The sequence below is a fragment of the Rhizobium acidisoli genome (genome assembly GCF_002531755.2).
Lineage (GTDB): Bacteria > Pseudomonadota > Alphaproteobacteria > Rhizobiales > Rhizobiaceae > Rhizobium > Rhizobium acidisoli.
This window is the reverse complement of the sequence record NZ_CP034998.1, coordinates 3,224,364-3,235,675: the sequence shown is the minus strand read 5'-3', so window position 1 is coordinate 3,235,675 and position 11,312 is coordinate 3,224,364. Positions and strand designations below refer to the sequence as shown.

General features: G+C 62.6%; 11 protein-coding genes. 6 read left to right on the top strand and 5 right to left on the bottom strand.

Going from position 1 to position 11,312, the window contains the following annotated elements; translation table 11 throughout:
- Positions 1–127 precede the first annotated feature (127 nt).
- On the bottom strand, positions 128–1,672 hold the full coding sequence (locus CO657_RS15930) for a cation:proton antiporter (protein WP_012558758.1): 1,545 nt from the start codon (positions 1,670–1,672) through the stop codon (positions 128–130).
- Positions 1,673–1,916: 244 nt separating this feature from the next.
- On the opposite strand from CO657_RS15930, the gene CO657_RS15925 reads away from it, so the two are divergent.
- From CO657_RS15925 to CO657_RS15915, 3 genes are read left to right on the top strand one after another with little or no spacing between them, the layout of a single operon-like run.
- Positions 1,917–2,381: a MarR family winged helix-turn-helix transcriptional regulator gene (locus CO657_RS15925; protein WP_003590495.1), complete on the top strand. Its 465-nt coding sequence runs from the start codon at positions 1,917–1,919 to the stop codon at positions 2,379–2,381.
- Complete coding sequence (locus CO657_RS15920; RefSeq protein WP_054182932.1) at positions 2,374–3,597, top strand: HlyD family secretion protein; 1,224 nt, start codon at positions 2,374–2,376, stop codon at positions 3,595–3,597. Before CO657_RS15925 ends, CO657_RS15920 begins: the two co-directional genes overlap by 8 nt.
- On the top strand, positions 3,590–5,131 hold the full coding sequence (locus tag CO657_RS15915) for a DHA2 family efflux MFS transporter permease subunit (protein WP_054182931.1): 1,542 nt from the start codon (positions 3,590–3,592) through the stop codon (positions 5,129–5,131). The genes CO657_RS15920 and CO657_RS15915 overlap by 8 nt, the downstream gene beginning before the upstream one ends.
- Here CO657_RS15915 and CO657_RS15910 read toward each other — a convergent pair whose 3' ends face one another.
- The 3 genes from CO657_RS15910 to CO657_RS15900 are packed head-to-tail and all read right to left on the bottom strand — an operon-like array spanning position 5,132 to position 7,046.
- Positions 5,132–5,749, bottom strand: a complete 618-nt coding sequence (locus CO657_RS15910) for a DNA-3-methyladenine glycosylase (protein WP_054182930.1) — start codon at positions 5,747–5,749, stop codon at positions 5,132–5,134.
- 50 nt (positions 5,750–5,799) lie between these two features.
- Positions 5,800–6,114: a hypothetical protein gene (locus CO657_RS15905; protein ID WP_054182929.1), complete on the bottom strand. Its 315-nt coding sequence runs from the start codon at positions 6,112–6,114 to the stop codon at positions 5,800–5,802.
- A 23-nt stretch (positions 6,115–6,137) separates the two neighbouring features.
- Positions 6,138–7,046: a LysR family transcriptional regulator gene (locus tag CO657_RS15900; RefSeq protein ID WP_054182928.1), complete on the bottom strand. Its 909-nt coding sequence runs from the start codon at positions 7,044–7,046 to the stop codon at positions 6,138–6,140.
- A gap of 106 nt (positions 7,047–7,152) precedes the next feature.
- On the opposite strand from CO657_RS15900, the gene CO657_RS15895 reads away from it, so the two are divergent.
- Positions 7,153–7,896, top strand: a complete 744-nt coding sequence (locus tag CO657_RS15895; protein WP_054182927.1) for an SDR family oxidoreductase — start codon at positions 7,153–7,155, stop codon at positions 7,894–7,896.
- 253 nt (positions 7,897–8,149) lie between these two features.
- Here CO657_RS15895 and CO657_RS15890 read toward each other — a convergent pair whose 3' ends face one another.
- Entirely contained in the window at positions 8,150–9,061 is a 912-nt protein-coding gene (locus tag CO657_RS15890; RefSeq protein WP_054182926.1) for a LysR family transcriptional regulator, read from the bottom strand.
- Positions 9,062–9,225: 164 nt separating this feature from the next.
- On the opposite strand from CO657_RS15890, the gene CO657_RS15885 reads away from it, so the two are divergent.
- Positions 9,226–10,041 (top strand): alpha/beta hydrolase fold domain-containing protein, encoded by an 816-nt coding sequence (locus tag CO657_RS15885; protein ID WP_003590503.1) that lies wholly within the window; start codon positions 9,226–9,228, stop codon positions 10,039–10,041.
- A gap of 46 nt (positions 10,042–10,087) precedes the next feature.
- Positions 10,088–11,278, top strand: a complete 1,191-nt coding sequence (locus tag CO657_RS15880; RefSeq protein ID WP_054182925.1) for an efflux RND transporter periplasmic adaptor subunit — start codon at positions 10,088–10,090, stop codon at positions 11,276–11,278.
- The last annotated feature ends 34 nt before the right edge of the window (positions 11,279–11,312 follow it).

Below are 11,312 nucleotides of genomic sequence, written 5' to 3'. Positions count from 1 at the left end.
AAGGCCGGAACGCAATGCACATCGGAAAAATCGTAACTTGTAGAACCGGATATAAACGGCAGCGGCGAAAAATAGCAAATGCCAATTGGCTGGGGTTGCGAAATCCATCAAAACTTCATGGATGGCGTCAGCTCTCGACGATCTCGTCGCGGCCGGGCGGCAAGACGGCGAGTTCGGCCCAGTCGAGCTCCTGTTCCAGCATATGGAAGACATCGTCGTCGATCTCGTCGGCGCGGCGCATCGCTGCCAGTTTGCGGCGTTTGGCGGCAATGACGCTGCGGCGCTGCTTATCAAGGCTGCTGACTTCGCGTGGATGTTTCCCGTCGGCGGTGATCTCGCGCTCGGAGGTGTAGACGTCGCGCAGGATGCGGGTGGATTTATCCTCGCCGTCGGCAAGTTCGGCCAGCGCCGCATCGATCAACGCGACCCGGGCTCTGGTGAGGTTGCGGTCGAGCGAGGTGTCCGGCTCGAATTTCAGGACGCGGATCAGCGGCCCGAGCGTCAGGCCCTGGACGATGAGAGTGCCGAGAACGACGGCCAGCGCACTCAGGAGAATGATGTCGCGATCGGGGAAGTCGATCGGCAGCGCCAGCGCGGTCGCCAGCGTCACGAGGCCGCGCATGCCGCACCAGCCGGCAAGCAGGCTGGTCGCGAAGGTGGGAACGGCCTGTCTGGTGTAGCCGCGCTCGGCGAGGAAGGTGATCACGCGGTTATAGAGGAGCACCCAGGCCAGGCGCACGCCGATGACAGTGACGAAGACCGCGGCGGCCAGGGTGATTGCGTAATTCAGCCGGCCGGGATCGAGGTCGAGGACGATCTGGCGGACTTGCAGGCCCATCAGCAGGAAGGCGAGCACGTTGAGCAGGAAGACCGCGGCTTCCCAGACCGAATAGGAATGAATGCGGTGGCGGGCCGTCTGCCGCTCGGGCATGTAGCGGGCGATCACCATCGCATAGACGACGATGGCGAGGATCGCCGAAAGGTGCAGCCGCTCGGCGATGATCCAGGTGCCGAAGGTGGCGACGAATTCGAGCAGGGTGCCGCCGAGCGTGCCGGCGAGCTTCAACCCGACCACCATGTAGAGACGGCCGAGGAGATAGCCGAGGATGAGGCCGCCCGGCACCGCCAGCGCCAGCTCCGCCAGGGCGCCGGTAAAGAAGGCGGGGCTTGCGGCGGCCGCCACCGCGGCGCTGAAGATCAGTAGCGCCACGGCATCGTTGAGAAGGCTTTCGCCTTTCAGGATCACATAGGTCTGGCGCGGCAGGTCGAAGCGGTCGAGCATGGCGGTCGCTGCCGCAGCATCCGGCGGCGCGACAATGGCGCCGAGTGCGACGGCTGCGGCGAGCGGCAGGCCGGCCATCGTCACGCCGACGGTGGCAACGGCTGCGGTTGTCAGGACCACGGCGATGGCGGCGAGCGAGAAGAGCGGCAGCCAGTTGCGTCGCAGCGTCCGCGGCGGCAGATCATAGGCGGCGTCGAAAAGCACCGGCGCAATCAGCAGTGCCAGTGCCAGCTGAGGATCGATCGCGACCTCGGGCGCCCAGGGCACGGCGGCGACGATGATGCCGGCGATCGCCAGCATGGTCGGATAAGGAATGCGGAATTTCCTGGAGAATTGCAGGAAGACGATCGCCACCAGCAACAGCGTCAGCATGCTTTCGAAAAACGCCATCGAGCCCTCCTGCGCACCTCCGGCGGAGGCGATCTCTGCCCGAAACTAGGGCCGAAGCCGGGTTGCGGCCACTGGACGGAAGTCCTGCTCCGGCAAGAGAGGCGGATTGCGCGCCTCCCGGTCGTCGCTGCGGCATTTTGGCTGCACCTGCAAAATCCTGCGACCGTGCTCTTGCGCGCTCGGCATGCTCAATATATCTACCGATATTATAAGTATGCTTATAAATTAATGATCGCAGGTGTTCATGAGCGCTACTCCGACCCTCGGCTTCCTTCTCCACGACGTCGCACGGCTGCTGCGCAAGCGGTTCGAGCAACGAGCGAAATGCCTTGGGCTGACCCGGTCGCAGTGGCAGACGCTGGCCTATCTCTCGAACAATGAGGGCATCCATCAAGGCGGCCTTGCCGAAATCCTCGAGGTCGAGCCGATCACACTGGTGCGCATCCTCGACAAGCTCGCCGAACGGGGGCTGATCGAGCGCCGCCAGCACCCGACCGATCGGCGGATATGGCTGCTTTACATGCGCGACGAGGCGCACCCGCTGCTCGCCGAAATGCGCGAGCTTGGTGACACCACCCGTGCGGAAGCGTTGCAAAGCATTACGGCCGAGCAGCGCGAGCAGCTTTTCCACATCCTATCCGTAATGAAGACGAACCTGGTTCAGGCATGCCGGAGCCCGGTCGACGAGAATGAGACGAACGATGGCTGATCAATCCCCCCTCCGCGTCGTTGCCGACGCCAATGCCAAGACACCTGTCGAAGAAGACCAAGCCAAACAGCAGGAAACGGTAGCCGAAGCGCCTCCATCCAATTCAGCGCCGGCTGCCGCCGTGGCTGCGCCTGGCGGCAACAAGGTCCGCCGCCGGCGCAGTCTTACGCGGCCGATCCTGTTCGCCCTGCTGCCGGTGGCGCTCGTCGTCGGCGGCTATTATTACGTCAATGGCGGTCAGGTGATGTCGACCGACAATGCCTATCTCCAGGCCGATATGGTCGGGCTCACCACCGATGTCTCGGGCATTGTCGAAAAGATCGACGTGCATGAGAACGAAGCGGTCAAGGCAGGGCAGGTGCTCTTCAGCCTCAGGGCCGATTCCTTCAAGATCGCGCTCGATGGCGCCAAGGCGCAGCTCGGCGTGCAGCGCAACCAGATCATGAACCTGAAGGCCAGCTATCAGCAGTCGCTGGCCGAGATCACGCAGGCGCAAGCCGACCTGCCTTATTACCAGGATCAGTTCGACCGGCAGCAGAACCTCGTCAACAATGGCAGCGCGACGCAATCGGCCTATGATGAGGCCAAGCACAATCTCGAAGCGGCGCAGCAGAAGGTGACCGTCGCCAAGGCGGAAGCTGCAACCACGCTTGCCCAGCTCGGCGGCTCGGCCGACCAGCCGATCGAGGAGAACCCGCTCTACTTGCAGGCCAAGTCGAATGTCGACAACGCCCAGCGCGAACTCGACCACAGCGTCGTCAAGGCGCCGTTCGACGGCATCGTCACCAATGTCAACGCGTTGCAGGTCGGCTCCTACCTGCAGGCTTCGCAGCAGGCCTTCTCGCTTGTCGCCACCAATCACCTGTGGATCGCCGCTAGCCCGAAGGAAACCGAGCTTACCTATGTCAAATCAGGCCAGACGGCGGAAATCTATGTCGACACCTATCCCGGCGTGATGTGGAAGGGCAAGGTCGAGAGCATCAGCCCGGCCTCCGGCTCCAGCTTCTCGCTGCTGCCGGCGCAGAATACCACCGGCAACTGGGTGAAGGTCGTCCAGCGCATTCCGATGCGCGTCAGCATCGAAGATGCTGAGGGCAAGCCGCCGCTTCGTGTCGGTATGAGCACGGTGGTCGATGTCGAAACCGGCCACGCCCGCGGCCTGCCCGACTTCGTCAATAAACTTCTGGGCAGACCCCAGGACAAGGGTCATGAGTAACGCTTCCGCTTCCCCGGCGAGCCCGGTAGCCAATCGCGGTGCGATCACGGCCTGCGTTATTCTCGCCGTCATCATGCAGGCGCTGGACACGACGATCGCCAACGTGGCGCTGCCCTATATCCAGGGCAGCGTGTCGGCCTCTGCCGACCAGATCAACTGGGTCCTGACCTCCTACATCGTCGCAGCGGCGATTATGACGCCGCCATCGGGCTTCCTTGCCGCCAAGTTCGGCCGCAAGCGCGTGCTGCTCGTTGCCATTGCCGGCTTCGTGGCTGCCTCCGTTCTCTGCGGCCTGGCGCAATCGCTGAACCAGATCGTCGCCTTCCGCCTGCTGCAGGGCCTGTTCGGCGCATCGCTGGTGCCGCTTTCCCAGGGCATCCTCCTCGATATTTATACTGTGGAGGAACGCGGCTCGGCCATGGCGCTTTTCGGCGTCTCGGTCATGGTCGGACCAGTGCTCGGGCCGGTCATCGGCGGCTGGCTGACCGACAATATCAGCTGGCGCTGGGTCTTCTACATCAACGTGCCGATCGGCGCGCTCGCCTTTGCCGGTATCGTCGTCTTCGTCACTGAGACCAAGAGGGATGTGCTCGCCAAGTTGGACTGGTTCGGTTTCGGGATGATGAGCCTGTTCATCGCCTCGCTGCAGCTCTTCCTCGACCGCGGCGAGCAGCTCGACTGGTTCTCCTCCGGCGAGATCATGCTCGAAGCGATCATCTGTGCGGCGGCCTTCTATCTGCTTCTAGTGCACACGCTGACGGCTGAGAAATCCTTCGTCAATCCGAAGCTGTTCCTCGACCAGAATTTTTCGATCAGCATGATCTTCATCTTCGTGGTCGGCGTCACCTATCTCGCCTCGCTGGCGCTGATGACCCCCTATCTGCAGACGTTGATGGGCTATCCCGTGATCACCGCCGGCATCGTCATGGGGCCGCGCGGGCTCGGCACCATGCTCTGCATGTTCATTGTCGGGCGGCTGATCGGCAAGGTCGATACGCGCGTGCTACTGGTGCTCGGTCTCGGCCTGACTGCCTGGGCGATGTACGACATGACCGGCTGGACGCCGGATGTTTCGCAATGGACGATCATCTCGGTCGGCTTCATCCAGGGCGCCGGCCTGGGCTTTCTCTTCGTGCCGCTGACGACGATCGCTTTCGCGACGCTGCCCGCCCATATGCGCGGCGACGGCACCGGCCTCTACAATCTGTCGCGCAACATCGGCTCGGCGGTCGGCATCTCGATCGTTTCGGCCCTGATCGTCGAGAATACCCAGAGCAATCATGAATCGATCGCGGCCTATGTGACGCCGTTCAATCATGCCTTCAACGCCGTGGCGGCGCAGGGGCTCAGTCCGATGACAGCCGCCGGACGCGCTTCGCTCAACGAGCTCATTACGCTGCAATCGACGATCATCGCCTATATGGACGATTTCAAGCTCCTGATGCTGATGTCGCTCGCGGTCATTCCGCTGGCGCTGCTGCTGCGTAAGCCGAAGGCGGCGCCTGCCATCGACCACAGTGCCGTCATCGAATAATCAGCGGAACGGCTTGCTGAGATAACGCGATCCCTGGATGCCGAAGCGCCATGGCACGTCGGCATTTTTGGTGATGCCGATGCGTTTTCCCGAGACGACAGGCACCGGCACGGACGGTGTCAGCGCATAGGGCGGGCGGTCGAGCAGACGGTCGTTGATTTCGATGTCGATGCCGAGCGCCTGGCACAATTTGCCGGGGCCGCTGCAGAGCGCGGTCAGCCTATCGGTGCCGCGCCGCTCCATCATCAAGGGGATTCCCGTTTCCGGCTCGAGCGCCCGGATGAGCACGGCCGAGCCCGGATGGCAGACGAAATTCAGGCACCAATACATGCCATAGATGCGGTAAATGTAGACATTGCCGGGCCGGCCGTACATGGCGCCGTTGCGCTTGGTCGGGCCGCGGAAGCTGTGCGAGGCCTCGTCATCGGGGAAATAGGCCTCCGTCTCGGTGATCCGGCCGCCGGCGCCATCGACTGTGAGATGGCAGCCGAGCAGATCCCGGGCAACGGCGATCGCGTCTCGCTCGAAAAACGCACTGAGGCTTTCGTCGGTGAGCGCGCCGGCGCCGATCGCGCCCGATATCATTCCACCATCGATCATGGCCGATGCAGATAACATCCAGTGCACTCGCCGTCATCCCGAAACCGCTTCATGCTTTGGGCTATGAATTAACGGCCGGCATTCGGATCCCGCATCGGGATCGAGGAGACGGTGACCGAGACCGGGTCGCTTGCCGGGAAGGAATCTTCCAGGCCTTCCTCCAGCTCTTCCTCGAGCAAATCGGGGTCCTTGCCGCGCGCGCCGTCGCCATGGGTCGGTTCGAGCGCTGCTGCAAGCAGGGTTTTGGCCCGCAAGACCGCGTTTTCCGGGGTCATTTCAGGCGTGCTTCGCAGCGTCACGGCAATGCGGTCTTCGCCTTCGCCACCAAACTCGACGACGAAGCCATCTTCCGTCTGGTAGACGGTGATATCGTTGAGTGCCATCGTCGTTCCCCCAAGCGCTCATATTAGCAAAGCGCGTTTTCCGACTTTTGTCGAGCGAGGACCGTCACCAGCCAGTCGATGAAGACGCGCACCCGCGGCGAAAGCTGGCGATTGCGAGGGTAGAGCACGGAGACCGGTGTCGGGGTCGGCGGAAAATCCTTGAGCACATGGATCAGCGTTCCCTCGGCAAGATCTTTTTCGGCGTGATAGCGCGGGATCTGGATGATGCCGAGGCCCATCCTCGCTGCTGAAATATAGCTTTCGGCGGCGTTGACGGCGACGGTGGCGGGAATGCTGATCTCACGAACCACGCCGTCGACGGTGAATTCGAGCGGCAACTGGCTTCCAGTGCCGCTGGAGCGGAAACCGATCATGCGGTGGCCGGCAAGCCGGTCCGGATGCTGCGGCAGCCCATGGGCGGCGACATAGTCAGGCGAGGCGAGCGTGATCTCATCCAGCATGGCAACGCGTCTGATGATCATGTCGCTATCCCCGGTCGTGCCGGCGCGCAGCACGCAGTCGATGCCTTCGCGCACCAGATCGACCAGCCGGTCGCCTTCGCTCATGTAGAACTCGATCTCGGGATAGGTCTGGAGAAAAGACGGCAGGCTCGGCAGCAGGAAATGGCGGGCGAGGGTGCCATGCACATCGACGCGCAGCAGACCCTTCGGCCTGGCGCCGGCAAAGGCACCTTCGGCATCCTCGATATCGGCAAGGATCGACAGGCAGCGCTGGTAATAGGCTTCGCCGTCGAGCGTCGGGCTGACATGGCGTGTCGTGCGCTGGAGCAGGCGCACACCGAGGCGAGCCTCAAGCTGCTTCACCGCATCGGTGACGGTGGAGCGCGGCAGGCCGGTGTCTTCGGCGGCAAGCGTGAAACTGCGGCGTTCCACGACGCGGCAAAACACCCGCATGGCATCGAATTTGTCCATCTCTTTGTTCGCTATCTCCGGATAGTGATGGCGAATAATGCCTGATTATCCGCGAAGGGAAAAGGCATAGCTTCTCCTCATCGAAACGCGATGAAGGAAAAGGACAATGGCTTCCAACGAAAACGGCAAGGTCGCACTGATCACCGGCGCTTCCCGCGGCATCGGCGCGGCCGTGGCTCAACGCCTCTCCAGGGACGGTTTTACCGTCGTCATCAATTATTCCGGCAACACCGCCCCGGCCGAGGAACTCGCCCGGGAGATCGAGCAGGCCGGTGGCAAGGCGCTGACCGAGAAAGCCGATGTCAGCGATGCGCAAGCCGTCCGCCGCATGTTCGATGCCGCGGAAACCGCCTTTGGCGGCATCGATGTTCTCGTCAACAATGCCGGCATCATGATGCTCTCGTCGCTCGCCGAGGCCGATGACGCCAATTTCGACCGGCAGATCGCCGTCAACCTCAAGGGCACCTTCAATACACTCCGCGAAGCGGCTAGACGCTTACGCGACGGCGGCCGGATCATCAACTTCTCCACCTCGGTCGTCGGGTTGAAGCTCGAGGCCTACGGGGTCTATGCCGCGACCAAGGCTGCCGTCGAAACCTTGACGGCGATCATGGCCAAGGAGATGCGCGGCCGCAACATCACCGTCAACGCCATCGCGCCCGGTCCTGTTGCGACCGATCTTTTCCTCAATGGCAAGTCGGAGGAGCTCGTCGCCCGCATGGCGAAGATGAACCCGTTGGAACGTCTCGGCACACCTGAGGATATCGCCGCCGCGGTGGCATTCCTCGCCGGTCCGGACGGCGGCTGGATCAATGGTCAGACGCTGCGCGCCAATGGCGGGATGATCTGAAGCAGGCGCCGTAATCGCAATTATGTGAACGGCGCTTGCGGCGTTTCCCCTTACAATCGTGCGGGGAGTGCGTATATCTAATTTATCGCGAGAGAGTGGAATTCCCTGCCGCTCTTTCCGAACCTCCAGAGCCTGCCGCGCCCTTCCTGCGGTGCGACAGGCTTGATGTTCAAAAGTTGCACATTGCGGCCCGTTGAAGGTTTCCTGCCTTCCGGGCCGTATTCTTTTGGCCGGGCCGTATTTCTTTTGTCGCTCAGAAGTCGTTCAGTCTCGCCTCCACCAGAAGCTTCACCAGCCAGTCGACAAAGACGCGGACCTTGTTGCTGAGGTGGCGGTTCGGGGGGTAGACGACATAGAGCGGCAGCGGATCGCGGCGCCAGTCCGGGAGCACGCGGACGAGTTCACCCTTTGCCATCGGCTCACGCGCCATGAAGATCGGCACCTGCGCAATGCCGAGACCCGTCAGCGCCGCTGTCAGATAGGTGCGGCTATCGTTGACGGAGGCGATGTAACGCGGACTGGTCTCGATCACCTCGTTGTGCCGGCGAAATTCGAAAGGCAGCGTTCGGTTGTTCTGGGCGCGGAAATAGTTGACCGAGTAGTGATCGGCCTCCAGATCCTCCGGCCGCTCGGGCATGCCGAATTTCTGGATGTAGCTCGGCGAAGCACAGGTGATCATCTCGACTTCGGAGACACGTCGGGCGATCAGCGACTGGTCGGCCGGCGTGCCGCCCCGCAGCGCGCAGTCGACATTTTCCGCAAGATAATCGACCGTGCGGTCGCCGACACCGAGGTCGATGCGGATATCGGGATAACGCTGATAAAAATCGCAGAGTGCGGGAACGACGATCCAATCGGCGAAAGCACCGGCCATTTCGACGCGCAGCCGCCCGCTCGGCAGGCTCTGCGAATTGGAGAGGCTGCCGTCGAGTTCCTCCAATTCCGAAATGATCTGGGCGGCGCGTTCGTAATAAAGCGCGCCGTCCGTGGTCACCATCACCCGGCGCGTCGTGCGATTCAAAAGCTTGGTGCGCAGATGCGCCTCCAGGCCCTGGATGAGATTGGTGACCGTCGCCTTGGGCATGGCGAGCATGTCGGCGGCGCGGGTGAAATTGCCCGTCTCCACCACGCGGATGAAGACGCGCATTGCCGAGAGCTGATCCATCGGTTTGAAATCCGCAGTTTGCGTTGCACCATTGTTCGAGATCTGGAACAGTGTAATCGCGATATCGCTTCTTATTCCCTGAGTGGAATAACAATATCTTTTTTGTACAAAATGCAAGCGGCAGGTGTTGTCTGCTTGTGGCCGATGCAAAAGAGACCGGAAGCATGACGGTGGCATGGAAAGATATGATGCTGGATAAGGTGGCCATCGGCCCCGTTTCCGCACGCATCTACCAGGGCGCCGATTACGGCAAGGGTCCGCCCATCGTGCTTTACCTGCATGGCGGCGCTTTTCTCGACAGCGAGACGAATGTCGACCGGCCGGTGGCAATCAGCCTCGCCAAGGCCGGCGCCATCGTCGCTGCCGTCGATTACAGCAGTCTGTCCGGCAATCTGTTCCCGAAGGCGCTGGAAGTCTCCTTCTCCGTTCTCAGCTATCTCGCCAACAAGCGCGCCGCCGGTCTCGGCGACCGTAAGTCACTGCTCTTCGTCGCCGGCGAAGAGGCGGGCGGCAATGTCGCCGCCGGCGTGGCGCTGAAGGCCCGCGACCAGATGCCGGATGCGCTCGACGGCCAGGTGCTGATTTCGCCGCTGCTCGATCCCTTCATGGGCACATCCTCGATCCGCAAGGCCGAGGCGATCGGCATGCGTCAGCGCTGGACTGAAGGCTGGAGCCATTATTTGAGCGGTGGCGGCTGCCACCCTTATGCGGCGCCTTGCCTCTGTTCGCGTCTTTCCGGCGTCGCGCCGGCACTGCTCTTTACCGCGGAGGACGATCCTCTGCACGACGAAACACTTGGTTACGGTGCCCGCCTGAAAACGGCCGGTGTCGGTGTGCGCCAGCATGTCCTTCCCGCCGGGACGGGCTGGCCCTCGCTTTATGGTGGGAAATCCGAAGGAGTGCCCGACTGGCAGGAACACGTCAGCCGTCATTTCGGAAGCTTCCTTCAGGACGTGAGCGTCCAACCGCAATTGCATTGAAGATGATCTGATATTTCAGCGGCTTTGGGCCGCAAGGAGAGTACTGATGACGTCCAGAAGTAAGCGCTGGGCCCTGTTGGGCGCCGGCATGGGCCTTGTTGCGTCCGTTTCAGGCGCCGCATTATTTTTCGAATTGCCGATGAGCACAACCGCCACGGCTGCTTCCGCTCCGGCGCAGCCGCCTGCCGTGCCGGTGACGGTTGCCGTCGTCGCGGCGCGCGACGTGACGGCCTGGGAGAGTTTCTCCGGCCGTCTCGAAGCGGTCGACCGTGTCCAGGTTCGTTCCCGCGTCGCCGGCGCCATCCTGTCGGTGGCCTTCCGCGAAGGGGCGCTGGTCAAGCAGGGCGACCTGCTCTTCACCGTCGACCCGGCTCCCTATCAGGCAAACGTGGCGCAGGCTGAGGGCCAGGTGGCTTCGGCCGAAGCCAAAGTCAGCCTGGCGCAGACCGAGCTCGATCGCGGCCGCAGGCTTTCCGATAACCGCACCATCTCCCAGAGCGATCTCGATCAGCGCCACAGCACGCTGGCCGAGGCGCAGGCGGGGCTGCGTTCGGCGCAGGCCGCATTGCAGTCGGCCCAGCTCGATCTCGACTATACCGAGGTGCGGGCGCCGGTTTCCGGCCGCATCGGCAAGATCGAGGTGACCGCCGGTAACCTGGTTGCGGCCGGCTCGGCCTCGCCAGCGCTGACGACGCTCGTGTCGGTCGATCCGATCTATGCGAGCTTCAACGCCAGCGAAGAAATGGTGACACGTGCGCTTGCCGAGCTTCCGCAGACCGACAGCGCACTGCCGCCGGTCGAGCAGATCCCGGTCGAGGTCGGCACGCTGGCCGACAGCGGCACGCCGATCAAAGGCAAGCTGCAGCTGATCGATAATGAGGTCGATGCGGCAAGCGGCACGATCGGCGTGCGCGCCGTCTTTGACAATCCGGGCGGTCGTCTCATCCCCGGCCAGTTCGTGCGGGTGCGCATGGGCCAGCCGAAGGCCGAGAACAAGATCGTCATCAGCGACCGCGCCGTCGGCACCGACCAGGACAAGAAGTTCGTCTTCGTCGTCGATGCCGAAAACAAGGTTGCCTACCGGCAAGTCCAGCTCGGCACGCTGTCCGACGGCCAGCGGGTGGTCGAAAGCGGCCTGAACGCCGGCGAAAAGATCGTCGTCAACGGCCTGCAGCGCATTCGTCCGGGCGCGGTCGTCATACCGCAGATGGAAGAGAAGGTCGCGACCGCTCAATAAGTCTTCGCTCTCCCCCGCGGGGGAGGGCCAATAC

Bases quoted from the DNA above. Each gene is read 5' to 3' on its own strand.
- CO657_RS15930 (WP_012558758.1), bottom strand. From the start codon at position 1,672: ATGGCGTTTTTCGAAAGCATGCTGACGCTGTTGCTGGTGGCGATCGTC.
- CO657_RS15925 (WP_003590495.1), top strand. From the start codon at position 1,917: ATGAGCGCTACTCCGACCCTCGGCTTCCTTCTCCACGACGTCGCACGG.
- CO657_RS15920 (WP_054182932.1), top strand. From the start codon at position 2,374: ATGGCTGATCAATCCCCCCTCCGCGTCGTTGCCGACGCCAATGCCAAG.
- CO657_RS15915 (WP_054182931.1), top strand. From the start codon at position 3,590: ATGAGTAACGCTTCCGCTTCCCCGGCGAGCCCGGTAGCCAATCGCGGT.
- CO657_RS15910 (WP_054182930.1), bottom strand. From the start codon at position 5,749: ATGTTATCTGCATCGGCCATGATCGATGGTGGAATGATATCGGGCGCG.
- CO657_RS15905 (WP_054182929.1), bottom strand. From the start codon at position 6,114: ATGGCACTCAACGATATCACCGTCTACCAGACGGAAGATGGCTTCGTC.
- CO657_RS15900 (WP_054182928.1), bottom strand. From the start codon at position 7,046: ATGGACAAATTCGATGCCATGCGGGTGTTTTGCCGCGTCGTGGAACGC.
- CO657_RS15895 (WP_054182927.1), top strand. From the start codon at position 7,153: ATGGCTTCCAACGAAAACGGCAAGGTCGCACTGATCACCGGCGCTTCC.
- CO657_RS15890 (WP_054182926.1), bottom strand. From the start codon at position 9,061: ATGGATCAGCTCTCGGCAATGCGCGTCTTCATCCGCGTGGTGGAGACG.
- CO657_RS15885 (WP_003590503.1), top strand. From the start codon at position 9,226: ATGACGGTGGCATGGAAAGATATGATGCTGGATAAGGTGGCCATCGGC.
- CO657_RS15880 (WP_054182925.1), top strand. From the start codon at position 10,088: ATGACGTCCAGAAGTAAGCGCTGGGCCCTGTTGGGCGCCGGCATGGGC.